Origin of the sequence: Parasalinivibrio latis (assembly GCF_036825535.1) — a bacterium.
Lineage (GTDB): Bacteria > Pseudomonadota > Gammaproteobacteria > Enterobacterales > Vibrionaceae > Parasalinivibrio > Parasalinivibrio latis.
On record NZ_CP098812.1, the window covers coordinates 2,824,460 to 2,851,046 of the forward strand.

27 protein-coding genes are annotated in these 26,587 nt (G+C 50.5%); all 27 read right to left on the bottom strand.

Features of this window, described 5'->3' with window-relative positions; translation table 11 throughout:
• Positions 1-6 precede the first annotated feature (6 nt).
• A complete protein-coding gene (locus NF212_RS13045) occupies positions 7-726 on the bottom strand; it encodes a protein phosphatase CheZ (protein WP_434356285.1) in 720 nt (239 codons plus the stop codon).
• A gap of 34 nt (positions 727-760) precedes the next feature.
• On the bottom strand, positions 761-1,129 hold the full coding sequence (cheY, locus tag NF212_RS13050) for a chemotaxis response regulator CheY (protein ID WP_054672242.1): 369 nt from the start codon (positions 1,127-1,129) through the stop codon (positions 761-763).
• 52 nt (positions 1,130-1,181) lie between these two features.
• Entirely contained in the window at positions 1,182-1,907 is a 726-nt protein-coding gene (locus tag NF212_RS13055; protein WP_434356287.1) for an RNA polymerase sigma factor FliA, read from the bottom strand.
• Positions 1,908-1,911: 4 nt separating this feature from the next.
• Positions 1,912-2,787: a MinD/ParA family protein gene (locus NF212_RS13060; protein WP_434356289.1), complete on the bottom strand. Its 876-nt coding sequence runs from the start codon at positions 2,785-2,787 to the stop codon at positions 1,912-1,914.
• Positions 2,780-4,414 carry a flagellar biosynthesis protein FlhF gene (gene flhF, locus NF212_RS13065; RefSeq protein ID WP_434356291.1) on the bottom strand — a complete coding sequence of 545 codons (1,635 nt, stop codon included), beginning with the start codon at positions 4,412-4,414 and terminating at the stop codon, positions 2,780-2,782. The genes NF212_RS13060 and flhF overlap by 8 nt, the downstream gene beginning before the upstream one ends.
• 50 nt (positions 4,415-4,464) lie before the next feature.
• A complete protein-coding gene (gene flhA, locus NF212_RS13070) occupies positions 4,465-6,507 on the bottom strand; it encodes a flagellar biosynthesis protein FlhA (RefSeq protein WP_434360885.1) in 2,043 nt (680 codons plus the stop codon).
• Positions 6,508-6,678: 171 nt separating this feature from the next.
• Entirely contained in the window at positions 6,679-7,812 is a 1,134-nt protein-coding gene (gene flhB, locus NF212_RS13075) for a flagellar biosynthesis protein FlhB (protein ID WP_434356293.1), read from the bottom strand.
• Between the two features lie 6 nt (positions 7,813-7,818).
• Complete coding sequence (gene fliR, locus NF212_RS13080; RefSeq protein ID WP_434356295.1) at positions 7,819-8,604, bottom strand: flagellar biosynthetic protein FliR; 786 nt, start codon at positions 8,602-8,604, stop codon at positions 7,819-7,821.
• Positions 8,605-8,612: 8 nt separating this feature from the next.
• A complete protein-coding gene (gene fliQ, locus NF212_RS13085) occupies positions 8,613-8,882 on the bottom strand; it encodes a flagellar biosynthesis protein FliQ (protein ID WP_434356297.1) in 270 nt (89 codons plus the stop codon).
• Between the two features lie 9 nt (positions 8,883-8,891).
• Positions 8,892-9,755 (bottom strand): flagellar type III secretion system pore protein FliP, encoded by an 864-nt coding sequence (fliP, locus tag NF212_RS13090; protein WP_434356299.1) that lies wholly within the window; start codon positions 9,753-9,755, stop codon positions 8,892-8,894.
• Positions 9,745-10,170 carry a flagellar biosynthetic protein FliO gene (gene fliO, locus NF212_RS13095; protein ID WP_434356301.1) on the bottom strand — a complete coding sequence of 142 codons (426 nt, stop codon included), beginning with the start codon at positions 10,168-10,170 and terminating at the stop codon, positions 9,745-9,747. Before fliO ends, fliP begins: the two co-directional genes overlap by 11 nt.
• A gap of 25 nt (positions 10,171-10,195) precedes the next feature.
• Positions 10,196-10,591: a flagellar motor switch protein FliN gene (gene fliN, locus NF212_RS13100; protein ID WP_434356303.1), complete on the bottom strand. Its 396-nt coding sequence runs from the start codon at positions 10,589-10,591 to the stop codon at positions 10,196-10,198.
• Positions 10,592-10,614: 23 nt separating this feature from the next.
• Positions 10,615-11,688 (bottom strand): flagellar motor switch protein FliM, encoded by a 1,074-nt coding sequence (gene fliM / locus NF212_RS13105; RefSeq protein WP_434356305.1) that lies wholly within the window; start codon positions 11,686-11,688, stop codon positions 10,615-10,617.
• A 7-nt stretch (positions 11,689-11,695) separates the two neighbouring features.
• A complete protein-coding gene (gene fliL / locus NF212_RS13110; RefSeq protein WP_434356307.1) occupies positions 11,696-12,196 on the bottom strand; it encodes a flagellar basal body-associated protein FliL in 501 nt (166 codons plus the stop codon).
• Positions 12,197-12,301: 105 nt separating this feature from the next.
• A complete protein-coding gene (locus tag NF212_RS13115; protein ID WP_434356309.1) occupies positions 12,302-14,191 on the bottom strand; it encodes a flagellar hook-length control protein FliK in 1,890 nt (629 codons plus the stop codon).
• A 181-nt stretch (positions 14,192-14,372) separates the two neighbouring features.
• A complete protein-coding gene (gene fliJ / locus NF212_RS13120; protein WP_434356311.1) occupies positions 14,373-14,813 on the bottom strand; it encodes a flagellar export protein FliJ in 441 nt (146 codons plus the stop codon).
• Positions 14,814-14,819: 6 nt separating this feature from the next.
• The gene (gene fliI / locus NF212_RS13125; protein WP_434356313.1) at positions 14,820-16,139 is read right to left on the bottom strand and encodes a flagellar protein export ATPase FliI; all 1,320 of its coding nucleotides are present in this window, start codon (positions 16,137-16,139) and stop codon (positions 14,820-14,822) included.
• The gene (locus tag NF212_RS13130) at positions 16,096-16,938 is read right to left on the bottom strand and encodes a flagellar assembly protein FliH (RefSeq protein WP_434356315.1); all 843 of its coding nucleotides are present in this window, start codon (positions 16,936-16,938) and stop codon (positions 16,096-16,098) included. Before NF212_RS13130 ends, fliI begins: the two co-directional genes overlap by 44 nt.
• A 27-nt stretch (positions 16,939-16,965) precedes the next feature.
• A complete protein-coding gene (fliG, locus tag NF212_RS13135; protein ID WP_434356317.1) occupies positions 16,966-18,006 on the bottom strand; it encodes a flagellar motor switch protein FliG in 1,041 nt (346 codons plus the stop codon).
• Positions 17,996-19,756, bottom strand: coding sequence for a flagellar basal-body MS-ring/collar protein FliF (gene fliF, locus NF212_RS13140; protein WP_434356319.1), 1,761 nt, complete (start codon positions 19,754-19,756; stop codon positions 17,996-17,998). The genes fliG and fliF overlap by 11 nt, the downstream gene beginning before the upstream one ends.
• Positions 19,757-19,770: 14 nt before the next feature.
• The gene (gene fliE / locus NF212_RS13145; protein WP_434356321.1) at positions 19,771-20,082 is read right to left on the bottom strand and encodes a flagellar hook-basal body complex protein FliE; all 312 of its coding nucleotides are present in this window, start codon (positions 20,080-20,082) and stop codon (positions 19,771-19,773) included.
• A gap of 139 nt (positions 20,083-20,221) precedes the next feature.
• Complete coding sequence (locus tag NF212_RS13150; protein ID WP_434356323.1) at positions 20,222-21,628, bottom strand: sigma-54-dependent transcriptional regulator; 1,407 nt, start codon at positions 21,626-21,628, stop codon at positions 20,222-20,224.
• Positions 21,625-22,698 carry a sensor histidine kinase gene (locus tag NF212_RS13155; RefSeq protein WP_434356325.1) on the bottom strand — a complete coding sequence of 358 codons (1,074 nt, stop codon included), beginning with the start codon at positions 22,696-22,698 and terminating at the stop codon, positions 21,625-21,627. Before NF212_RS13155 ends, NF212_RS13150 begins: the two co-directional genes overlap by 4 nt.
• Before the next feature lie 173 nt (positions 22,699-22,871).
• Positions 22,872-24,332: a sigma-54 dependent transcriptional regulator gene (locus tag NF212_RS13160; protein WP_434356327.1), complete on the bottom strand. Its 1,461-nt coding sequence runs from the start codon at positions 24,330-24,332 to the stop codon at positions 22,872-22,874.
• A 169-nt stretch (positions 24,333-24,501) separates the two neighbouring features.
• On the bottom strand, positions 24,502-24,909 hold the full coding sequence (gene fliS / locus NF212_RS13165; RefSeq protein ID WP_434356329.1) for a flagellar export chaperone FliS: 408 nt from the start codon (positions 24,907-24,909) through the stop codon (positions 24,502-24,504).
• Positions 24,910-24,921: 12 nt separating this feature from the next.
• On the bottom strand, positions 24,922-25,215 hold the full coding sequence (locus tag NF212_RS13170; protein ID WP_434356331.1) for a hypothetical protein: 294 nt from the start codon (positions 25,213-25,215) through the stop codon (positions 24,922-24,924).
• 3 nt (positions 25,216-25,218) lie between these two features.
• On the bottom strand, positions 25,219-26,586 hold the full coding sequence (fliD, locus tag NF212_RS13175; RefSeq protein WP_434356333.1) for a flagellar filament capping protein FliD: 1,368 nt from the start codon (positions 26,584-26,586) through the stop codon (positions 25,219-25,221).
• Position 26,587 lies beyond the last annotated feature (1 nt).

Below are 26,587 nucleotides of genomic sequence, written 5' to 3' on the forward strand. Positions count from 1 at the left end.
CTAACCTCAAAAACCTAAGCTGGAGAGCAAATCATCCACTTCATCCTGATTCTGAGCGACATCGTCACGCAGCTCCGGGTGAATGATTGGCCCTTCCGGTTCGTGGGATTCAACGGGTTTGGCGGCCTCTTCTTCGAGAGAGTGCTCTGTACCAAATGCTTTTAGAATCTCGACCAGTTGTGTTTCAACTTCCTGAACCAGTTCAATTACCCTTCGGATAACCTGGCCGGTGAGATCCTGAAAATCCTGAGCCATCAGAATTTCCGTTAACTCACTGTGAAGCTCCACTGAATCGCCTTCAACTTCCGTTAGCAACGCATCAATACGGTGGCAAAGCGCTTTGAATTCTTCCAATGCGATTTTACCGTGCATCAGAGCATTCCATTGAGGGCGGACTTGTTGAAGGCTTTCCTGCAGCTTATCGGCCATTGGAAGCGTACGCTCAACGGCATCCATGGTCTTGTTGGCGGCAGCTTCCGTTTTATCCAGAACATAGGAAAGTCGGTCACGGGCATCTGGCATATCGCTGGCAGCCAATTCTGACAGCCGATTGTCAATGCGGAAGTCTGTGATCGAATCGTGTAGTTGCCGGGTCAGTTTACCTACTTCTTTAAAAAGGGCTTCCTGGTTATTTTCAACCACGGACGTAAGCAGTTCATTTGCTCCGTCTCGGTCGCCTCCTTCAAGCAGACTGACCAATTCTTTAGCTTGGTCAAGTGTGATCATGAGCGTGTCAATCCTTTTGGCCGAGTGAAAGGGATTACATACGCTCGAAGATCTTATCGAGCTTCTCTTTCAGCGTTGCTGCTGTAAATGGCTTCACAATGTAGCCGTTAACACCGGCCTGAGCGGCTTCAATAATTTGCTCACGCTTTGCTTCGGCTGTAATCATCAGTACCGGGAGATGCTTCAGTTCTGCATCAGAACGGATTTGGCGCAGCAAATCGATTCCTTGCATACCTGGCATATTCCAGTCAGTAATTACAAAATCGATGCCGCCTTTCTTGAGGATAGGAAGAGCAGTCAGCCCATCATCAGCTTCCTGCGTGTTGTTGAATCCGAGATCACGAAGCAGGTTCTTCACGATTCGACGCATTGTTGAAAAGTCATCAACAACGAGGATTTTCATGTTTTTATCCAAAGTTGCCTCCGCCTGAGGTCTCGTTATATTTTGCTAATTATTAAGCATTTACCCAAGATGATAGCTTGGAACGTAAACGCTGCATTGCCTGACTCTGAATCTGGCAAACCCTTGACTCACTAACCCCTATAACGGCACCAATCTCTTTGAGGTTAAGTTCTTCGTCATAGTAAAGAGACAACACCAAGGCTTCTCTTTCGGGCAGCGAGCGAATCGCTTCAGCAAGTGATTCGCGAAAATTATCTTCAGCCACGTCTTCAAAGGGAAGATTTTCTTCCCGGATTTTATCACAGACGAAGGCATCTTCTGACACTCCAACATCTTCCAAACCAATTAATCGGCCATTATTGATGTCATTTTGAGCATGATAGTACTGCTCAAGCGTTATATTGAGATGCCCGGCTATTTCGACATCAGTTGGATCCCGGCTCAATTCCCCTTCAAGTACCGAAATCGCTTCAGAAATCTGGCGACTGGCCTTATGGACTGAACGGGGTACCCAATCCCCCCGGCGAATATCATCCAGCATCGCACCGCGAATACGGATTCCAGCATAGGTTTCAAAGCTGGCGCCTTTACTCGGGTCATAATTTTGTTGGGCTTCCAACAGCCCAACCATTCCAGCCTGTATTAAATCTTCCACCTGGACACTTGCCGGCAACCGCCCAATCAAGTGGTGGGCGATGCGCTTAACCAGTGGCGAAAAGCGCTCCAAAAACGCTTGCGAGTCCAGGCTTGCACGGCTGTATGTGAGAGCCCTGTTCACGCAATTACTCTCCTGAGGCCTGATCCCGAATCAGTAACCGTTCTACAAAAAATTCCAGATGACCGCTCGGAGTACGAGGTAGCGGCCAGCATAGTGCTTTGTTGGCCAGTGCTTTCAGTGCAAGGGCAGAAGGTGCCTGTGGAAACGCATCGACAACCACTTTCTGTTTTTTCACAGACTGACGCACTCGTTCATCTAATGGGACACATGCTACTAATTCTAGATTAGCATTTAAAAAACGTTCAGTTACACGTGTCAGTTTCGTGAACAAGTCCCTACCTTCACGATAACTGCGCACCATATTTGCAACCACTTTAAAGCGGTTAACACCGTGCTCACGGCTCAATATTTTAATCAGTGCATATGCATCTGTGATGGATGTGGGCTCGTCGCATACTACGACAACCACGTCCTGGGCTGCACGCGAAAAGCTCAAAACCATGTCTGAAATACCGGCTGCGGTATCAACCAACAGAACATCCACATCTTCATCGAGCATACCAAATGCCCGTATTAACCCAGCATGCTGCGCCGGGCTCAAGTCTGTCATGCCTCTCGTACCGGAAGAAGCTGGGATAATTTTAAGGCCATAAGGACCTTCCACCAGAATATCTTCCAGGTCACATTCGCCAGCCATCACATGGGACAGGTTTCGCCCAACGCGAAGCCCCAACAATACATCGACATTAGCCAGCCCCAGATCCGCATCCAGGACCATGACTTTTTTGCCCTGTTTTGCCATGGATACAGCCATACCCAGGGTCACGTTGGTTTTACCGACGCCACCCTTCCCACCGGTAACCGTAATTACCTTAGTGCGGCGAGGCGTTGTGAGGCGGCGGAGGCCGCTTGCTTGATCGTGGTTCATTGTTTCAATCATAGTAGTCCGCCGCGTTCGATTCGAGTGAATCATTGCTCCAGAAATGTGGTTGCTGTTCCTCGTTGTTGTCCATCAGTTCACAGGCACGTCTGACGAGGTATTTCCCACTTGCAGGGCGAATATCCTCCGGCACCCGCTGACCATCAGCGAGGTAAGCGACTGGAAGCGCATTCTCAAGCGTAACGCACAGCACTTCTCCGAGACTCAGGGATTCATCTAACTTGGTAAGTACACAACCTGACAGTGGAATACGTCTAAAGTGCTCCAAAGTCTCCTGTAAAACCCGACGCTGAGCGGTAGCTGGCATTACCAGCAAGCTCTTAATATCGGCCCCGCTGTTTTGCATCAGGGTATCGAGCTGTTCCGAAAGACGGATATCTCGCTGACCCATTCCTGCTGTATCAAGAAGGACAAGTCGACGGTGACGCAATTGATAAAGTATGTCGGCCAAGTCATCAGCATCTTTAGCGACTCGAACCGGACAACCTAAAATCCGACCGTATGTTGCCAGTTGTTCGTGGGCACCAATACGGTAAGTATCTGTAGTAACCAGCGCAATTTCTTCCGGGCCAAACTCCATGGCGGCCTGTGCAGCCAGTTTGGCAATTGTTGTTGTTTTGCCTACGCCCGTTGGGCCAAGCAGGGCAATGACACCACCGGCTTCCAGAAGATTGCCTCGTACGGTAATCACCTGATCTGCCAGCAAATCCATCAGTTCTGTCCAGGCTTCATTAGCCGGTGTACTTTCAGGGATATAGCCGGCCAGTTGATCGGCAAATTCTGAGGACAGCCCCAGTTTTTCAAGACGTTTTATCAGCATGGCGCGTAGCGGTTCCCGACGCTCCACTTCCTGCCACATCAGCCCGGATAGCTGGTGCTCAAGCAGGCTGCGAATCGAGGCCATTTCCCGGCGCATCGCATCAATTTCAGTCGGGTTCTGCTGGTTGCTGTTTTTGTCATAGCGGGTCGGATCCAGACGGGGGGACTGGCGCTCATGGCTGTCTTGCCCATTACGGGAAAACAGAGAGTGCTCCTGCGCCCGCTTCGGCCCAGGGCCTAAAGCACGGTTACCCTGCCCTGAACCATTTTTATGCCCAAGACGGTTAAATGGATTGGGATCTGCATCTTCACGGCGGCGGTTGCGGGCTGGCTGGTCATCCATGTAGCGATTGCGAGGCATGCCATATCCGTTATCACGGCTTTCCTGACGGTGTCCACCACCGTTTCCGCGATTGGCCTGACGTTGCAGCAAAGCGCTCAGGCTGTCAGCTTCAGTTTCAGCCTCATCCAAGCTGCCATCCTGATTTACGTAGCGTTTAAGAAGGTTTGAGAAAGTGCCACGCTCACGTTTTTCAGGATGTGCTTGTTGTGCAGGTGCCTGGCGGCCAATCTGTACCTTATCGTCAGCCAGTTTACGCTTAACCTGACGCAATTCGTCTGCGAGTTTTTCTTTCAACTCGTTACGGCGGGGTTCTGTCTGCGGCGGCTCATTGTCTATTGCCGCCACGATTTCGATACCGCCCGTGACTTTTTTGTTCGACATAATCACGGCATCCGCGCCCAGGGTATCCTTTACCTGCGCCAGTGCTGTTTTCATATCTTTGGCAAAAAATCGCTTAATCTTCACAATTACTTTCCCGATCTACACGGTTAATTTGCGTCAGTGACCAATTGGTTTTAATTACCTACGGCGTAAACGATTCTAATCTGTTTCTCATCCGGTACTTCCTGGTAAGACAAAACCCTAAGAGCCGGAATAGTGTTTTTAACAAATTTCGCCAACGTGGCCCGAAGAACGCCGGAAGTCAGCAGTACTGCAGGCTCGCCTTTAAGTTCTTGTTGTTGTGTGGCTTCAGTGAGGGACTGTTGTAAACGTTCCGCCAGACCCGGTTCAATACCGGAAGACTCACCACCGGAAGCCTGCATGGTTTTATGCAACATTTGTTCCAGCTCAGGGGCCAAAGTGATGACAGGCAGTTCTGGTGCGGTTCCGTTAATCTCCTGAACAATAAGGCGACGCAACGTGATACGCACTGCGGCGGTCAGGATGTCAGGATCTTGACTCTTGGGCGCATATTCCGAAAGGGTCTGTACGATAGAGCGAATATCCCTGATAGGGACAGCTTCATTCAACAGGTTCTGGAGCACTTTAACCACGACACCCAGTGACAGTACATCCGGTATGAATCCATCCACCAGCCTTGGTGATTGTTTACCCAGCATTTCGATTAGGTTCTGTACTTCTTCGTAACCCAACAGGCGCTCTGCGTTGTTTGTCAGCATTTGGCTGAGATGAGTTGCCAACACGGTGGCCGAATCCACAACGGTATAACCCAGGGCCTGGGCATGCTCCCGCTGGTTGTCTTCAATCCATACGGCTTCAAGCCCAAATGCCGGATCCCGGCCCACTTCCCCGTCAATCGAGCCAAACACCTGTCCGGGGTTAATCGCTAATTCCAGGTTAGGCCGGATATCGGCCTCGCCTACGGCAACCCCCATCAGGGTGATGCGGTAGCTGTTCGGTGGCAGTTCAAGGTTATCTCGGATATGAACAGGCGGAACCAGGAAACCAAAATCCTGGGAAAGCTTCTTGCGGACACCTTTCACTCGGTCAAGCAATTCGCCGCCCTGGTCACGGTCCACCATCGGAATCAGACGGTAGCCCACTTCAAGTCCGATGACGTCAACAGGCTGAACATCATCCCAGGAAAGTTCTTTGGGTTTGGCAGCGACAACCGGTGCAGCCGCATCTGTCGCGAGCTTCTTCTCTGCCTCTTTTTTCTGGTGTTTGATTTTCCAGTACGCCATCCCGCCACAACAAACCGCCAAAAGCAGGAACGGGATATGAGGCATCCCCGGCACAATACCCATTACAGTAAGGATACCGGTCGAAATAACCAATGCCCTGGGGTTGTCAAACAGCTGGAAGATGACCTGCTGTCCCATATCCTCGTCAGTATTTTGACGAGTTACCATAATGGCAGCGGCGATGGACAGCAGCAGCGATGGGATCTGGGCAACCAGGCCATCACCAATTGTCAGCAGGGTATAAATTTCTATCGCATCAGAAAAGCTCAGTCCATGCTGGGCCATACCGATGGAAAGGCCACCGATAATGTTGATAAACAGGATCATGATACCGGCAATGGCATCACCTTTTACGAACTTGGATGCACCATCCATCGAGCCGTAAAAATCTGCTTCTTTAGTCACTTCTGAACGCCGGGTTCTCGCCTGCTCCTGATCAATCAACCCAGCGTTGAGGTCTGCATCAATTGCCATCTGCTTACCTGGCAAGGCATCCAGGGTAAAACGGGCGCTGACTTCAGATATACGGCCGGCACCTTTGGTGACCACCATAAAGTTGATAATCATCAGGATAAGGAAGACAACCAGACCAACAGCATAGTTACCGCCGATAACCACGGAACCAAAGGCATCAATCACATCACCCGCCGCACCTGGCCCCTCATGGCCGTAAAGCAGCACCACCCGCGTCGACGCAACGTTAAGCGCAAGACGAAGGAGAGTTGCAACCAGGAGAACTGTCGGGAATGCAGCGAAATCGAGAGGACGCCGGGTATAGATAGTTACCAGCAGCACCACCAGCGAAAGCGCGATGTTAAATGAAAAGCTGAGGTCCAGAAGCAGCGGGGGCATTGGCAACATGACCATTGCCAGAGCAGCCAGAACCAGTACCGGAGCACCGACGGCTGGCATTGAACTGAAGCGGTTTGCCGGGAATCTGCCTGATTGGGGAAGGGCGATTTTCAGTTTGTTTAGCATGCCGCTGCTTATCTCTTTTTCTAAGTTCTCTAAGGGCTAAAAAGCAAAAATTGCACCAGAAGTTTCGTCAAAAATACGTTGCTGTGCAATGAGCAACATCATTGATTAGCGTGCAAGATCTGTTGGGATAGGCATTTTATCCGGAGTCAGGCCTTTTGGCTTGCTTCCTTTGCCTTTTCTGTGCTGTTTAAGCTGGAATACGTAGGCAAGAACCTGGGCAACGGCAACAAAAAGACCGTGGGGGATTTGCTCTTCCAATTCTGTACTGTAGTAGACGGCACGGGCAAGAGGCGGAGCCGCGACGATAGTTATATCGTGCTGTGATGCTATTTCCCTTATTTTCAGGGCGGTAAAATCGATACCTTTGGCAACAACCACAGGAGCTGCGTCTATTTTAGTGTCATAACGCAGTGCCACTGAGTAGTGTTCCGGGTTGGTAATGACCACATCAGCCTGAGGAATATTCGCCATCATACGTCGCTGGGCCATTTCACGTTGCAACATCCGGATACGCCCCTTCACCTCCGGTTTACCTTCTGTTTCCTTATACTCGTCCTTGATTTCCTGTTTGGTCATTTTGAGCTGGTCGTTGTGCTGCCAGATCTGAAAAGGCACGTCTATGGCAACGACCACCAACAGGGAGCAACAGATAAGGAGGACAAAGTTTGTCAGAAGGTCCAGAGCATGGAACATGTTGACCGGAAAGACTTCACTGTTTAGCTGGAAGAAGTCTTCACGGCTTCCCCAAATCAGGTACCCGGCCACACCACCAACCAAAATCACCTTGAGGATGGACTTAATTAACTCGATGGCGCTTTGCTTTCCCACCATACGCTTAAGGCCGTTCAGCGGGTTCATTTTATTGGCTTTAGGCCGGGCAGCTTCCCAGGAAAATGAAATTCCACCGACCGCCGCAGTACCTATAAAACCGGCCAGAAACAGGAGAAACAGGGTGATACCAAGAGGCAAAATCAGGTTTACCAGAGCGCCAAAAACAATCAGGCCCAGTTCTGAAAAGTCGAAGATCTCTTTTCGTGACAGGCTGAAAAAGCGCACCATGATTTCACGCAGGCTCTCAGCAAGTCCACTACCCAGCCACATAAGTGAAATTGCACCGACTACCAGTACGGCGACGGATGCCAATTCCCTTGAGCGCGGTACCTGGCCTTTTTCCCGCGCCTGCTCACGCCTTCGGGGCGTGGCGTCTTCTGTTCGTTCCTGACCGTCGTTCTCTGCCATCGTCCTTTACCCCGAACAATTAACACGAACAAGGGAACACATTTTCTCCATCCCTGTCTGCCAGTAATTCTCGTAATGAGGATAGATCCCGGACAACAGGAACAGGCTGATAGAGAGACCGACCAGCAATGCGAATGCAAAACCGACCGAAAAAATATTCAGTTGGGGGGCTGCACGGGTCATCACGCCAAAGGAGAGGTTAACCGTCAGCAGTGCAATAACAGCCGTCAAAGACATACTGAGGGCAACTTTAAACATGATGCCGAACCAAAGTGCCAATTCCCGGAAATTGGCTTTATCCATCATGTCTCCAACCGGCAGTGTCTTGAAGCTCATCACCACCAATTGGATCATCGCCAGGTGCCCATCTGTTGCCAGAAAGAGCATCAATGCAAGAAACAGGTAAAACTGACCCAGTACCGGCGTATTCTGCCCATTGGCCGGGTCAACCATTGATGCAAAACCGAGACTGGATTGCATACCGACAATCTGGCCGAGAATAACAAACGTCTGGGTTATGAACTGGGTAATCAGCCCCATAGCCACGCCAATGACGATCTGCTGGAAAGTCACGATAAACCCGGGAAGAGAAAATACCTCAAGGCCCGGCTTGATGGCCGGCAACACAGGCATTGCCGCCAGGGTTATCGCCAGTGCCAGGTAGAGTCTGACCCGGGCAGGGACAAAACGTGCGCCAAAAAACGTCATCGCCATCATCATCGAGGAGATGCGCACAAACGGCCAAAAGTAGTTGGCCAAAGCTGTAAGGACGACGTCTGCCGGATATTCCATTCCGAGCCCTAGTAAAGGATGTGGGGAATTTCATCCACCATGCGGAAGAAATATTCCATTAACAGACGGGTCATCCAGTGCCCAAAAAACATCAGGGCAATCAGTGTCGCAATAAGACGCGGCAAAAAGCTCAGGGTCTGTTCGTTGATAGACGTTGCCGCCTGGAATATTGCCACTATCAAGCCGACAATCAAGCCGGGAACAACGGCAGCAGTCACCATTACCAGTACCAGTTGCAGCGCATCCTGGAACAGACCGACAAACGCTTCAGGAGTCATCAGTCCTCCTTACCCAAAGCTGCCGGCGAGGGTCGAAAGAATAAGGTTCCAACCATCAACAAGCACAAAGAGCATCAACTTAAACGGCAGAGATACAATCATAGGGGAAAGCATCATCATACCCATTGCCATCAATACCGATGCCACAACAAGGTCGATAATCAAAAATGGCAGGAACAACATGAAACCAATCTGGAATGCAGTCTTCAGCTCTGAAGTGACAAACGCCGGTATCAATACCGTCATAGGTACCTGTTCCGGCTCTTTTGCCGAGGAGCCGGACATATTTACAAAGGTTTCCAAATCTTTTACCCGGGTCTGCCGCAGCATAAACTCGCGCAGTGGTATCTGTCCCTTGTCAAAGGCTTCCCTGGCAGTAATAGTTTCATTGATGTAGGGCTGGACAGCTTCGGTGTTTATACGGTCGAACACCGGGGACATAATAAACAGGGTCAGGAACAGGGCTATACCGATAACCACCTGGTTGGAAGGTGTTTGCTGAAGACCCAGTGCCTGCCTGAGGATGGCCATCACCACCACAATCCGGGTAAAAGAAGTCATCAGGATAACTACAGCCGGCAGGAAGCCGAGCAGCGTCATCAATGCGAGGATTTGCAGTGACACAGAGTAATCTTCAGTACCGTCCGGGTTCACGCTCATCGTAAAGGCAGGAATACCCGGTCCGGCAGAACGGCGCACAATGGTAGACGCACTGCCCTCTTTACCCATCATCGTTTCCGTCACGCTTTCCTGTGCAGGAACGGCGCTGTCTTCTGACTCCGCATGCACCTGAAAAGGTACGGCAAGCAGCAACAGTACGGACAACAGGCACGCTTTAATACACGGGAGTACAACGTTGACGTTAAGACGCATTGTTTTTCCTGATAATCTGGCCCAGTTGAGAAGCAAAGTCTTTCCCTCCGCCCGCTTTTTCCTCCAGCGGTTTTTCCAGTGTTTTCAACAGGGTGATATTCTGACTGGTAATGCCTACGACCAGCTGTTCCTCACCAACTTGCACAACAGCTATACGTTCACGCTGACCTACCGGCATCTGGCTGATAATACGCATGTTCCCCTGTCCTCCCATGGTGCCGGGAAGGCGCATTTTTTTTGCCAGCCACCCCAGGCCCAATATCAGGCACAGGACAAATATCAGGGCCGCAAAGGTTGTGGCCATATTCAATTCGCCGGATGGCGCGGCAATTGCCGGGTTGCAGAAAAACACCAAGGCAGGCCATAGGCCTGCCAGGTAATATTTCCTGCTGCATTTTGCACTTTGCATGCTCATGTGTTCATGCCTATTCAGGAAACAGTTAACGGAGCTTTTTGATACGTTCGGTTTGGCTGATTACATCAGTCAAGCGGATACCAAACTTATCGTTGACCACCACCACTTCACCGTGGGCGATAAGCGTACCATTAACCAGAACATCCAGGGATTCACCTGCCACGCGATCCAACTCAACAACCGAGCCCTGGTTAAGCTGAAGAAGGTTACGGATGTTGATTTGAGTCCGGCCTACTTCCATGGATATGGTCACTGGTATATCCAGAATCGTATCCAGCTTTCTCTGCTCTTCGCTGCTGAGGGCTACGCTGTCATCTTCAAGCTCTTCAAGAGGTGCGGCCTGTACGTCTTCACCACCCTCTACTTCTGCCTGTTCAGCCAGGGCTGCTGCCCAATCGTCTTCAATATCATCTGGAGCCATGTGTCATCCACCTGTTATGCCCGCTAATTCGCTTTGTTGTCCAGCGAATCATCAAGATCTTCTTCAAGGTTTTCAATTAAATTGCCTTTGCCAGGCCCATCCAGCAGTACCAGTTCAGATTTGGCTACTTCCGGACGTTTGAGTTTTTCCGTCACTTTAATTGCCAGGTTACCGTTGCTCTGCCCCATTTTACCGCGGTATGTCGGCAAATCTTCGACGTATACGGTACAGGATTCCGGCATGTCTATCGGGATAATATCCCCCACCTGAAGCTCCATCAAATCACGGAGAGTAAGAGTGGTATCAAGCAACTTGGCACGCATATCCACTTCTACATCCATGATTTCATCGCGCAGTGCCTTGCTCCACCGGACATCGGTGTCCATTTTGTCACTTTGGACACCGGCATCGAGCAATTCACGGATTGGCTCAAGCATGGAGTACGGCATGACGACGTGGAAATCACCACCGCCGCCATCAAGTTCAATATGGAAAGAACTGACAACGATAACTTCTGTCGGGCTGACAATATTTGCCATCGCCGGGTTTACTTCTGAATCCAGGTACTCGAAATCAACCGCCATCACCGGAGCCCAGGCATCTTTATAATCCTCAAACACCAATTTGAGGAGCATTTGGACGACCCGGCGTTCTGTCGGGGTGAATTCACGTCCTTCGATACGTGCGTGGAACCTGCCGTCACCACCAAAGAAATTATCTACCAGAATAAAAACCAGCCGGGCTTCCATCGTAATCAACGCGGTTCCCTTGAGCGGGCGGAATCGCACCATATTCAGGCTGGTTGGCACGTACAGGGTATTTTGGTACTCACCAAACTTCACCATCTGCACGCCGTTAATCGACACTTCGGCAGTTTTGCGCAGCATGTTAAACAGGCTGATGCGCATATGGCGAGAGAAACGCTCGTTGATAAGCTCCAGGGTCGGCATTCGACCACGGACAATTCGATCCTGAGAGGAAAAATCAAAGCTGACAGCCGATGTCCCATCGGGGGATTCGACGACCTCTTCTTCCTCGTCATCATCTACGCCATGAAGGAGCGCATCAATTTCGTCTTGGCTTAGTAAGTCTGTCACAATGCACCTATTGCATTACAAAGTCGGTGAAAAGTACCCTTTCCACCACGCTTTTTTCCACTACTTTTTGCATGGCAGCCTTGACCGCATCAGCTGCCTGCTTCCGGACTTCAAGTTGTCCCGGAGCAGTACGGAGTTGCTCTACGGTTGCAGCGGCAAGGGATGTCAGCAATGTGTGCTCAATCAAAGGCATGTTATCCATTGCCAGCTTTTCATTTTCGTCTCCGCGAACCATCAACTGTATTTTGACCTGAACCATTCGTTGCCGCTTTTTCCCGGAAACGTTAAAAATGAAAGGTTCTGGTATGTTGATATAGTTTGCGGGAAGAATTACCTCTTCAGCCGGAGCCGCAGAAACTGTTGTCATGTCTGAGGAATCACTCCCCATCAGAAAGAAAAATGCTGCTCCTCCGCCCCCGCCGAGCAATATAACGACAGCAAGGATGATAATAATCAGCTTTTTCTTGCCACCACCCTGGGGTTGCTGCTCGTCATCGGTATCTGCCATAGAAGAAATCCTCTTTTCCTTATGCTCACACGGGTTAACTGCTTACTGTTAAGTGTATGGTTAAATGCCGTTTTTTCCCATCAGGCAGTTAAACTAATTACGCTGTTACGCATAATAGTCCACCCGGTCACGTGAGGAAGAAACAAACCAGTTACTCCCTGCTGAAGCATCATCCGGCAAGGCGTCAGCGGAGCTGTCACCACCTCGCCCAAAACCGGAGCCTGACCCACCGTTTCCTTGCTGTTGAGATGCCATCTGTCCATGCTGCTGAGCCTGTTGTTGGGCTTGCTGCTGTGCCTGTCGACCAAAGTCCTGTTGGTCTACCGAACTTTGAGCCAGTTGAAGACCCTGCTGGTGGAGCATTTCACGCAGCCTTGGCATAGCATGCTCAACAAGATCCCGCACATGATGGCTGCTTACCGTAAACTGGACAGTCGCCTGATCGTTGTTAATCCCCATCTTGATATGTATGCGTCCCAACTCGGGTGGGTCCAAACGAATATCAACCTGCTTGAGGTTCTTCGACAACATGACATTAACCCGGTCAGCAAGCTGGTTGGATGCCATATCCGGGTCTTTATGAAGAACGAGTGGAGGCTGGGCATTTGCCGTGTCGCCTTTGCCCTGCATCAACGGAGATGAAAGCTGCGCAGTGTAATGTGGTAAACCGGCCTGATTGTACTCAGTTCCCGGCTTGATTGCTGCCTTTTCTGATTCCGTCGCTGAAAGGGCCTGCAAAGCCGCTTCCATACCTTTCACTTTTCCACCAGAGGCCATGATATTACGCAGTTGTTCTGGCGACAGAGTCGGAGCCTGGGCCGCCATACCCGTCAGGAGTGCAGCCTGGGAAAGCGGTGTCGAAGCCTGGGAATTAGGTTGTACGGAAGCAGAATTGCCTGAATCAGTGCCTGTAGCGTGGGCGGGAGTCCCCCACTGAAGAGTCTGGGCCACAGATACCTGGTCGGAAGCAGCCTTAGGTGCAACCTGAGAACCTGGCATTTCACCCTTGGCAAGCACTTCTGATTTAACCGAATAGTCTGCTACACCTTCCTGGGGTATAGTCCCGACACCGACTCCCTGGTTGTACGCCCCTTCACCAGAAACAGAATGCCCCACTGCTGTGGGTGTTGAAGACAAAGCTGTCACTGTCGGTGTATCAATCGTTGGCAACCCAGAGTCAGTGTCACCGGTTATTTCAGCCTTACCTGGCTTTTGGCTTTTCACCAGAACCGCATCAGATTTTTCCTGGGAACCCTCCGAGCTTTTCTGCAGAGCTACATCTGAATTTAACTGTGGATTCACTTCAGTACCGTCAGATGGCAGTACTGACTGCTGCCCTGCGCCAGCATCAATCTTCCCGACAACAACGTCTGGGTCAGTCGCTGCGGGCTCGCCATCAAGATCGACAACCTGAACCAAATTGCCGTTGGCATCAAACACCAATTCTGCATCGCCACGGTCACCGGCTTTTGCCAATGCCAATGTCGCTTCTTCCGGGCTTATTGCATTGAGCGGCAAGGTTTTGCCTTCTGCCCCAACATCAACATTGCCCTCAGAGACGCCTTTAAGCGTTGAATTGGCTTGATTGAGTTCGTTAAGCAGTGCGCCACCTTCTTCTGCGACTTTCTGTAGGCTGTCGGGTGAATCCGTTGGTAAATGATCTTGATTTGAAGAAGAAAGCAGTTCAGAAGCAGTCTCGTCCTGTTCCGTCTCTGATTGTGCAGAAGAACCTGAACTTTCTTCAGCGCCTGGCTCGCCACCATCAAGTTTTTTGAGGGAAAGCTCCGCATCCTCAACTCCGGCACTTGAAGTATCAGGTGTTTCCCCGGCCTTCAGTGCTTTTTCTGAGGCTACATTTTTGACATCAGAGAGTTCTGCATACTTTGCTGAGAATTCGCCATCATCCCCTCCTTCGGGAGCATCGGTTTTTGCCTGCTCTGCAGCTTTTGCTTTGCTGAACATTTGCGGCATAAGGCGAATTTCAGATTGCGACATGGTCTCTACCTGCTTTTTTGTGGTGTATTTCTTCCAGACGAACAGACAGATAGTCTTTCTGGTTCGTCCGGCTTAACGCTTTGATATATGAAAAGCAAATATCACGCCATAGTGGTAAGGATTTTGAAGGAAATTTGGAGGACGGGCGAAAGTTACTATATTTCCATGATTTTTATAAGTTTCAGTATAAGTTCTGCCGGCGTGATGACAACGCAGCAAATTCATCCATCAGCTTTTGCTCTCTCTTTTCTGCCGCCATTGCCGCTTCTTTTTGACGCTTTTCTATCAGCCACTCGATAGATTTCCGTTGCTGGCGGCAAGCCAGCCAATGCTGACGGCTGTTTTCAAGGTTATCTTCGAACTGGACACCGGCATTACGCTGTTTAACCAGCGTTTCATCCAGTTGGTTAATAAACTTATTCAGGTGCCCGTAAGACGAGGCTGTCAGACCTCCCTTACCGCGCTCAGTCATTTGTCGGAAGTACTCCAGGCGATAGTTCTCAATTTGGCTAAGCTGCAACTTATAACTGTCCAACGCCTGTTGAGCAGCCAACATCGCGCGGCGGGCATTCTCTTCATCATCCACGGATTTTTGCAGCAGCAGGCTCATTGCATCTGCCATATCCCATTACCCCTGCAATGATGAGCGCAACATGTTGATACACATCTGGTAAGGCACGACATCTTTCATACCCTGTTGAAGATACATATCAAGTTTGGGCTTCAAGGAGAATGCCTGGTCGATAGCGGGATCCGTACCAGGTTTGTATGCACCGATTGATACCAGATCCTGATTTTTACGGCATACCGACAGTACCTGCCTTACCGCGCGGGACATAAGCATGTGTTCTTCATCCACAATCGCGGGCATTACACGGCTTACTGAACGTTCAACATCAATTGCCGGGTAGTGCCCGGCATCGGCCATCTCACGTGACAAGACTATGTGCCCATCCAGAATGGCCCGGGATGCATCCGCAATAGGATCCTGAAGGTCATCACCTTCTGTGAGAACAGTGAAAAATGCGGTGATCGACCCCTGTCCTTCACCACCATTCCCTGCCCTCTCTACCAGTGCTGGCAGTTTGGCAAATACTGACGGTGGGTAACCTTTGGTCGCGGGCGGCTCACCGACCGACAACGCAATCTCACGCTGGGCCTGTGCAAAGCGGGTAAGTGAATCCATCAACAGCAGTACATCCAGCCCCTGGTCTCGGAAATATTCTGCGATGGTAAGGGCAGTCTGGCACCCCTTCAGTCGCATCAATGGCGAAGCATCTGCCGGGGCAGCAACAACAACCGAGCGTGCCCGGCCTTCTTCACCCAAAATTTCGTCAATGAACTCCTTAACTTCGCGTCCACGTTCACCAATCAGCCCGACCACAACGACCTGTGCGGTTGTTCCCCGGGTCATCATCCCCAGCGTTACCGATTTACCGACACCAGAGCCGGCAAACAGGCCAATACGCTGTCCTTTTCCGACAGTTAACAAGCCATTAATTGCTTTGATTCCGACATCAAGAGGCTCTGAGATAGGTTTCCTGGCCAGTGGGTTGATTGAAGGGACAACAAAAGGGGCACGATCATCCGTGTAGATATCTCCCTTACCATCCAGGGGGTTACCTACACCATCTATCACCCGGCCCAGCAGTTGAGGGCCGACCGGAATACCAGATTCGCCATGAATAGGGGTTACCCTTGCCCCAGGCAGTACACCGGAGATTTGCTCGCTGGGCATAAGGAAAAGGCTTTCACCGGAGAAGCCAACCACTTCAGCTTCCATAAAGCCATTGAGCGTTTCAACCTTACAGAGGCTTCCAACCGGTGCCCGACAACCAATTGCCTCAAGCGTTAGGCCCACCACCCGGCGAAGCTTCCCGGATGCAACAGGCCGGGGGGCAAGGTTACTGGTCTTCAGGCTGTGAAGCCGGCTCTTCAGGTTGTTCATTAACTGTTTTCTTTACCTGGTTATTGCCAATAAATTGTGTGAGAAGGGATTTGACCCGCTCTTCCATCCGGTAATCCACACTGGAGTCATCACATACCAGGTGGACATCACCCCGATTCAGCGCAGGCTCAGCCATCATTTTCCACTGACGGTCTGCAATCCCTTGCTCGCCCAAGGCATCAAGCACTATCTGGTAGTCATCCGGATGGAGGGACACTTTTACCTGTCTGTCTGCCATTGGAAGAGACGACACGGCTGACCGAACTGTCTCAAGGATAACCTGTGGGTTTGTCGCCACTTCAACGGCAATCAGTTCCCGCGTCAGGGCAACCACCACATCAAGCAATGTACTTTCTACTTCACTGTCCACTGACTTCAAGGGTACTGACAGCTCTGCGACAGCTTTCTGTAAAGCCTCACAATGCTGCTTTATCTCTTCTTTTGCTGCTTCAAGGCCTTCGGCATGACCTGCTTCCCGGCCTTCTTCATGACCTTTGGCATAGCCTTCTTCATGACCGGTTTTCAGGCCTTCTTCATGCCCGGCACTACGGCCTTCAGCAAAGCCTTCGTCATAACCGCTTTGCTGGATAGCTTCCAACTGGCTTGCAGTGAGTGGCTGTGGAGCAGGTTCTTCCTCAATTTCTTCAAAAGCGTCCGGATGCCATGCCGGATCATAGTTCATTGCCGTCTGGCGTGGTGGTGCGTTTTTCTCGTCATAGTCAGGCAGGGACCACCGCTCTACAACATCCTGTTCATCATCCTCGACACGGAGATACCCGCGCTTGCGGCTGAGGGTCATACAGCCACCTCAACAACAATGTCAGGATTACAGGAATTCATCAGCACCACCGCTGCTAAGCATAATTTCACCGGCATCGGCCAGACGACGGGCAATGGACAGGATTTCTTTCTGTGCTGCTTCTACATCAGCCACACGGATTGGGCCCATAGCCTCGAGGTCGTCATTAAGCATTTCAGCCGCACGTTTGGACATATTGCGCAGGAACTTGTCGCGTAGTCCATCGTCTGCACCTTTCATCGCCTTGAGCAGGACATCTTGCGGGATATCACGCAGCATGGTCTGGATACCTCGGTCGTCCACATCGGCAAGGTTTTCGAAGACAAACATGAGGTCCTGGATCTGGGCTGCCAGCTCTTCATCACGTTCACGGATACCATCCATGAGGGCACCCTCAAGCTGGTTGTCCATGTAGTTCATAATATCTGCTGCAGCTTTCAGGCCACCAATCTTCGCTGCCTGGGCTCCTGCCTGACCGGCAAACTGTTTCTCCATGATCTCGTTCAATTCCTGCAATGCGGCTGGCTGGACTTCTTCCAGGTTGGATATACGCATCATCAGATCCAGCGCATCACGCTCTGCAAACTGCGTCAGGATTTCTGCAGACTGCTCCGGCTCCAGGTAGGAAAGTACAATCGTCTGAATCTGTGGGTGTTCGTTGATAATGATGCTTGCCACCTGACGCGGCTCCATCCATTTAAGTGCTTCAAGCCCTTTGGAGCCACTGCCCAGCAGAATCTGGTCAACAAGGTTGTTAGCTTTGTCTTCACCAAGCGCGGCTACAAGAGCATTGCGGACAAAGTCTTCGCTGCCGAGTCCGATGGAAGTAAAACGCTGGATTTCTTCCAGGAAGGTACGGTGTACTGCCGCCACTTTCTCCTGGCTGAGATCGGTCAGGGTGGCCATTGTGCCACCCACTTTTTGCACCTGCTTGGGTTCCAGGTGGCGGATAATACTTGCCGCATCTTGCTCAGTCAGGCTGAGCAGTAGAATGGATGCTTTTTCTACCCCAGAAAGTTGACTGATATCATAGGCTGCGCCATCAGTCTTTTCGTCATCACTTGCCATCTTCGCTCATCCAACTCTTCACTACCTGCGCTGCCAGATCCGGTTCGTTGGCCACCAGGGCTCTTACTGCCTTCAGCAGGTCTTCATCTTTATGCAGATCCGGAAGGTCAATATTGGAGCCGGTAAGGGCAAACGAGGAATTGGTGCCATCCAATTCGCCACCGATAAGCCCAATGTCATCATCCGGCTGCAATGGCCGTCCATCCGGGCCAAACAGTTCGCCATTGGCACCCACCGTACCGGCCGCATCCTCATACGGGTTGAGCAATTTCTTGAGGGCAGGACGGACAAGTACCAACACCACCACAATAATAACCAGTGCTGCTGCCAGCCAGCGGACCCAATCGTTGAAATTTTCATGTTCCCAGATAGGCACATCGCCATCGGCAACTTTTTCCGGTTCAACAAAGGGAACGGCAACCACTTCAAGGACATCACCACGCGCCTTGTCATAGCCAAGGCCGCCTGCCAGCAGGCGACGAATCTTCTCAAGCTCCGCTTCACTCAACGGCGATTTGGTGACAGCGCCGGTTTCCGGGTTGGTGTTTTCAATATAATTCAGTGCGACCGATACAGTCTGGCGTGCAATCGATCCGGTCTGTGCCCTGCGGTGGCTGATGGTAGTATCCAGCTCAAAATTTCGCGTCGCCTCACGGCTTACGGATTCAGCACCACCCAGTCCACCATTTTTCAGATCTTTTACGTCTTCAGGAATCGCTGAATCTGACGGCGGTTGGTTACTCAGAGCCCCGGCGATACCGCCCACTGTATCCCGGCTGTTGATATCTTCCCGGGTGTATTCGCTGCGTGTTGCGGGGGCTGCAGGGTCGTATGTTTTCCGGGTTTCTTCAAGTGCACTGAAGTCCATGCTGACATCCACCTGGGCGGTGTAGTTACCAATACCCAGTACCGGAATCAAAATAGAGTCAATCTTGTTGCGAAGCTGTTCTTCCTGTTGGCGCTCCAGTTCATATTCCTTGCGGCGCACTGCTGAGATTGGATCCTGTGAACCAGAGCTCAACAAACGGCCATGTTGGTCTGTCACCGTTACCCGGGTTGGTTTAAGTCCGGGAACGGCTGAAGACACCATATCAACAATGGAGTCCACTTCTTCCTGATCCAGGGTGTTTGCACTGCGCACGGTGAGGAAAACAGTTGCTGACGCCTCCTGATTATGCCGGACAAACACACTTTGTTTTGGCATCGCAAGCAACACACGGGCTTTCGATACCTTCCGCATTTCCTCAATGGCGGCAGCAAGCTGTCGCTCACGGCTCAATTTCAGGCGTTCACGCTCTACCTGTTGGGAAACGCCAAAGCCCATGTCGTTGAGAAGGATCTGGTCACCTTCATCAGTAGGCTGTCCAAGCCCGGCACGGGCAAGGTTAAGTTTGATTGCGTTGTACTGGTTTACAGGTACACGGATGGTATTCCCATCCAGTTTGTAATCGATTTTGCTTTGATCAAGCTGATCCAGTACAGGTATCAGTTCGCTGGTTTCGTAAGTGCCAAGCGGGCGCAGTTCAGGTTCCTGCACCCAGAAAAAGAGCATAACGATAAGGGCAAGGCAGATTGCGACAGCCAGAACCAAAACGACCTGGCGAACCAGGTCAAGACCGCCAAGCAGCCCACCAGACGCAGCCTGCTCGTTCTGGTCTGGGTTCTGAACATCTGAGTCCATAACATCTGCAGGCAATGCCGCAGATTGGTTACTTACCGCCAGGTCTGTGTTTGAGTTCTCGTCTGCCACTATCTAACGCTCTCTTATACCGGCATATTCATTAATTCTTTGTATGCCTCGACCAGTTTGTTCCGTACTTGAACCGTGGCGTCAAATGCCACGCTGGATTTGTTTCGTGCAATCATGACATCGGCAAGGCTGACCGAACGATCCCCTTCATCAAAGCGGGTTGCCAGCTCGCCGGCACTTTTCTGGAGCCCATTGACGTTATTGACAGCCTGACCGAGGATATCTGAAAATTCCGCCGCCACTTGCTGCGCATTGGCAGGGGACGAAGAATTTCGGGCCTCTGCGGCCATCATTTGCATCTCCTGCTGCATTCCGGAAACTTTCATTTACTTCTCCTGTTGGCTCAAAACGCCTAGGGCGCTGTCAGTACATTGACGTTGGATCCCGGCTTTATACCTTTACCTAGGACGACAAGCAAATCCGAGGCCATATATCAGTGTAACAATCTGTCAGATTGCTGATTTGTTAACCCGGAATGTCTATTCCTGCATCCCGCATCTTAGCGAGTTTGTAACGCAATGTCCGTGGACTGATGCCCAGTTTTTCTGCAACATCTTTACGTCTGCCATTACAGGCGTTCAGGGTCTCCAGAATGATGGAAAACTCCTGCTCGCGTAATTCGCCACCTAAACTTTCCGGGGCAGAAATACCCTCAGGCGGACGATTAAACCCGGAAGTTGCCGGCTGTTGGTAAGATGTAGGTTGTGTTAGGGAAATGTGCTGCTGCAGGCTCCCGGCATCATGCCAGTCATGGCCTTCCAGCAAAATATCCTGTGCGGTAACAGACTCTCCATCACATAAAATCAACGCCCGCTGGATGACATTATCCAGTTCGCGGACGTTACCTGGCCAATGGTACCCGACTAGCTTATCAATTGCACTCTCTTGCATAGAAGGAACAGCTCTTCCTTGCTGTGTACAGTGCCTTCCTACCAAGTGATGGGCTAGCGGGGCAATGTCACCCAAGCGCTCGCAAAGAGGCGGCCAGGTCAATGGGAAGACATTCAGGCGGTAATAGAGGTCTTCGCGAAACTCTCCATCGGTTACATATTGTTTAAGGTCCCGGTTACTGGTTGCCAGTACCCGAACATCCAGTTGTATAGCCTTCCGGCTACCCAGACGCTCTACCTCGCGCTCCTGCAACACACGTAAAAGCTTGGCTTGAAGGCTGAGGTCCATTTCACTGATCTCATCAAGCAAAATTGTGCCGCCCTGTGCCTGCTCAAATTTGCCGGGACAAGCTTGTATTGCACCGGTAAACGCCCCTTTTTCGTAGCCGAACAGGGTAGCTTCAAGCATGTTTTCGGGAATGGCAGCGCAGTTAATCGCGACAAACGGGCCATTGGATCGGTTGGAATGTTCGTGAATATAGCGGGCCATCACTTCCTTACCAGAACCACTTGGCCCCAGTACCATCACATTGGCGTCGGTCTTAGCCACACGATCTGCCAGAGACATCAAAGCAAGGCTTTTGGGATCGGCCACTACAGCATCAGAAGAAGCGGTTTTCGCTGGTGCATAACGGCTCACCATATTCATCAGCACTTCCGGAGCAAATGGTTTTGCCATGTAGTCGATGGCACCTTCCTTCATCGCCGACACCGCATCTTCTATATTGGCATAGGCAGTCATCAGGAGAACCGGAAGGTTCGGCCAATTAAGCTTAATATTACGGAGCAAACCAAGGCCATCCATTCCCGCCATCTGTACATCTGATACCACAAGATCGACCGGTTCGGACTTCAACGTTAACAGAGCCTGTTCAGCACTGTCTGCTTCCAGCCACTGGTAACCGGCCAGTGCCAGTGTATCAACCAGTGCTTCACGCAGACCTTCGTCATCCTCTACAACCAGTACTTTGCTCTGATTCATGGTGTTCCTCCGGGTGTGCTTTCTGACGATTTATCACTTGTATCGCAAACGGGCAGACACAAGGTAAAACATGCGCCCTTCCCCAGTTCGGATTGGACGCTGAGCCGCCCCTTGTGGGCATGGCAAACCATTTGGACGACAGCAAGCCCAAGACCGGTACCTTGCTGGCGCGTTGTATAAAAAGGCTCAAGAATCTTTGCCTGCAAATCCGCAGGGATACCCGGACCGTTATCAATCACAGAGATAAAAACCTGATCATCGATCTTACGGGCATCCAAAACGATTCGGCACCCTTTCCCCGCAGCCTGAACAGCATTAAGAATCAGGTTGCTCATTGCACTGGCGAGTGCATTGGCATTTCCGAACAACGCAAGTTCTTCATCTTCAGCATTAACTTCAAAGTCAATGTCATTGCGGGAAATGGTGGTCTCCACCATGGGTTCAAACTCGTCAAGCAGGTTGCCAAGGCTAAATCTGGACACCACTTTGTTGTCCCCACCTTTGGCGAACAGGAGCATATCATTAACTTGCTTTTCCAGATCTTGCAGTCGGTCAATCAATTTGCCTTGAAATCGCTGGCGGGCGGGGGCGGGCAAATCCGCAGAGCCAAGGTGTGATGCATATAACATCGCACTGGAAAGGGGTGTGCGGACTTGGTGGGCCAATGAAGCCACCATACGTCCCAGTGATGAAAGTCGCTGGAGATCGCTGACGCGCGACTGAAGCAAACGTGTTTCAGTCATGTCTGTAATCATGATGAGCTGGCCAGAGTCAGAGGCTGAAATATCAAGTCTCACTTTGCGGCCATCTCGCAAGGAAACTTCGTGTCCGTCATCTTCTCGGGGAGCAAAAGAACGCTGAATTACTTCAAGCCAACGCTGGGTTTCCAGTGGCTCACCCAACAGTCGGTGAGCTTCCGGGTTGGCTTCGGCAACAACGCCCTTTGAATCAAGCAAAATCACGCCGGCAGGCATCACATCGAGCACTTGCTTGTATCGCAACATCTGTTGCTCTGGACTGCCGAGAGAAGAGTTGTAGGAACACTCCTGATTAGCGTATCCCGATTCCATAAACCTCTGGGGACCTATACTGTCAATATTTCTATAAACATCAAAATGCACAAAACATGCCACAGATAAGATGCTGAATTTAAAGATTTATTGTGAATGGAAAATAAAAAAGCGAAGCCATTTTTTTGACTTCGCCTTTGTAAGACAGATAAAACCAGCGAGATAAGCCTCAGTTACAGCTCGTCTTTATTGAGTCCGTACTTACGCATTTTTTCGACCAGGGTCGTCCGGCGGATACCCAACATATCAGCGGCTCGCGCAACCACACCGGCCTGCGCATCCAAAGCCTGACGGATCATATCTATCTCCAGATCTGCCAGCATTTCCTTGAGGTTTATCCCTTCCGGAGGCAAGGCATTTGATCCGAACGCAACGGCCATATCATCTTGCAACGGTGAAGGTGATGCAAACAGGTCCGCCAGTGCCTCTCGCTCAAGGATATCGCTGTCTATCGAGGTTTCCGGCTGGAATGAAGGTACAGCACTGTAACGGTATTTGCTGGGTAAATGGTTAACGTCTACTACCTGACCAGGATAGAGAATCACCAAGCGTTCAATCAAATTGGCCAGTTCCCGGACATTTCCCGGCCACTCATGCTCCATCAAAGATGTAATAGCACGAGGGGAAAAGTGAATTGGGCAACCGCCCTGGGCCTCAAGGCGCGCCATGAGCTCATGGACCAGCAAAGGGATATCTTCCAACCGGTCACGAAGCGGCGGCATCTCGATAGGGAATACATTGAGACGATAGAAAAGATCTTCCCTAAAAGTGCCTTCCGCTATCATTTCGTCCAGGTTTCGGTGAGTCGCAGCAACAACCCGGACATCAACTTTTATGGTTTTATTGCCGCCTACCCGCTCAAAACTGCGCTCTTGCAGCACACGCAGGAGCTTTACCTGCATTTGCATTGGCATATCGCCAATTTCATCCAGGAACAGTGTCCCGCCTTCAGCCAGTTCAAAACGCCCTTTACGTGCAGTAATCGCACCGGTAAAGGCACCTTTTTCATGACCAAACAGTTCACTCTCAAGAAGATCTGCAGGAATGGCACCACAGTTAACAGGAACAAAAGGCCCCTGTCCCCGGCTTGAATGGTAATGAATGTTACGAGCTACCACTTCCTTACCAGTACCTGACTCGCCCAGAATCAATACACTGGCTTCCGACGTGGCGACTTGCTCAACCAAACGGCGGACTTCACTGATTTTATCGCTACGGCCAACCATGCTACGAAATAGCGTGTTTTTTTGTGCCAATTGCGGAATGTCAAACGCTCGTTTACCGGAAAACTCCTGGCAATGCCTGAAGGCGTCGGAAAGTTGGGGGTAATTCAGAGGCAGTTCCAGCTCACCGACATAATTGCTCATTCCACTTAAAATCTGGTCGTGTACAGAAAGGGCAATAACGGGAATGTGGCTGTTGATAGCGAGGTTATCCAGAAGCTCGCTAAGCTTTTTTTGAGAATGGATATGTCCAATCAGGCAAAGCGCCCAATTTTCTTCCCAGAGACTGTCACCCAAGTCGGCAGAAGAAGCTAGCCTGTAGTGTTCCCCGATAAAGTTAAGGATCACTCCAAGGTCATGACGAAATTGGGGGTCATCGTCGATTACCAGAACCTTTGCTAAACCATGCATCTTATAATCGTGTCTCTGCCTTAATACCCTGATACTTGTTGTTTAGCGCAGTGCTTAATTCGCGCGGCTGCAAAACAAAGCGCTATTGTAATTGATGCTCAGGATAAGGCAACCGAAGCCACACTAAGGTGTGACTCCAGTGCAAACACAATGCAATAAATACAAAATGTTAGGAAGGCTGAGGTTCTGCCACATGGTGGAATTCGGGTGGGATTTGGTCCCAGGCAGACTTAATTTCACGCAGAATGTCTATAACACCATCAATAGGTTCAGGATCATTCTGGACATTGGCCAGTGAAATCTGGCGGATCATGAAATCATATAGAGCATCAAGATTCTGGGCAATATCCCCGCCATCATCCATTGAAAGACAACCGCGTAAGTTGACGACTATATCCAATGCCTTGCCAAGGCGTTCGCCTTTTACTGCGAAGTTGTTCTGCAGCATGGCCGCCTTACCCTGAATCAGGCGCTCAATGGCACCACCCATCAGCATCTGAATCACCTTGTGCGGTGATGCAGCTGTCAGTTGGCTGTCTACTGAGACCTTCTTGTAGGCTTGCAGTGACCCTCTCATAATCGTCCTCACTTACTGGAACTTCTTGTATATCTCAACTGAACGTCGTCCCCGAACCAGCTTTCCCGCCTCTTTACCGGCCTCATCCCTTATGGTCGTGAACCGGGACAACAAAAATTTGGTTCTTTCTGTCGCGTCCTGCCACATATCAAAATCTGTAGTCGGCGAACATTGTATTTTTTGAATCAGCTCTTCCCTTTCGGATAAAAGCTCAGATAGCTGGTTATCGTCGATGTTTTCGCTGTCAATAATCTGAAGCAATTTCTGATCCAATTGTGACAACGCTTCATAAAGTTTTGCCGTCATCTATTACTGCCCGCCCGGCATCATGCTCATCATGGCACCTAACTGAGACTGCATGCGTGAAACGGCACTCTCCATCGCCCTGAACTTCGACAGAGTCTGGGACTCCAGCTGTTTCATTCGACGATCCAGAGTTTCCTGTTCATGGTTAAGGCGACGGCGTGTTTCTGTCAGTGTGTTTTCACGGTTCTGTATGGAACCGGAGTATCCAGTGAAGTTATGAATTACATCTTCGAGTTTCTTGGCAAACCCATCAGGCCCAGCAAAGAATGCCTCAAAATCCGGGAAGTTTTGCTGCAGTTGTTTTGACAGCATGTTGTCGTCGATTTCAAGGTTTCCCTCTCGGGTTGTGGAAATACCTATTTCACTCAGCGTCTTAAAGGATGACGTAACACCTTCAAGTGGGGAGGCAAACAATCGCCGTAGCTGACTGGTTGCACTTCGTAGCGTACTGTCCCCGGTGAGCGGCGCAGCTTGTTGGTTTTCCTGATCGTAACGGCTGAGGTTTTTGGATAGCTCATAATACCCGTTATAGGCGTCGACGAATTTCTTCAGTGATCCTTTTACCGCATCCTTGTCAAAATCAACATTAAATTTAACCGGTTTGTTAACCGTCAAATTTTCGACAGTTAAATCAACGCCTTTGATAACGTCTGAAAAGGTGTTGGTTGAACTGTTGGCAACCACCAGTCCATCAATACGGATCTGCGCATCACTGGCAGCCTGCATTTGCTGCATGGGATTGCTTACTGCACCTGAATCAAATGCCAATTGCTGGTAAGGACTGGCCAAACCGGCATTAACGACAACCTTAATTTCGTTTTGGGTGCCTTGCTTATCACTGGAAAATGTCAGCCGGGTACCATTTTCATCTTGAATTAAAGATGCCTGTACACCCGGGTTTGACGGAGCACTATTAATGGCTGCGACGACGTCCTCTAATTTTGCATTAGGGTTCGTAACGTCTACAGACATGCTCCGGTTACCAAGGCTTATCTCCAGGTTACCGGCACCAAAGACCTGATTTTCTGCAAAGGGGGAGGATACAAGTTTGTGTGAAGATGCCAGTTTCAGCACTTCAACGGAATAGCTACCGGGTGCGGCATCTTTGGACGCCTCGCCGGTAAGGATGTCTTCGTCTGAGGTAGAGGCTTTTCTGGCCGCAAAATTACCGTCAGCCCGGAAATCACTCATGAGCTGTTTCATGCTGTCTAGCGACTCTTTGAGCCGGCCATAAGCACTAATATGGGTTTCAACTTCAGCAAGTTTATTGTCAATACTCTTTTGGCGAGGCGCACGCTCTGCCTGTACCAATTTATTGACCATGCCGCTAATGTCCAGGCCTGTTGCCAGCCCCGAAGCACTTAAGCCCATA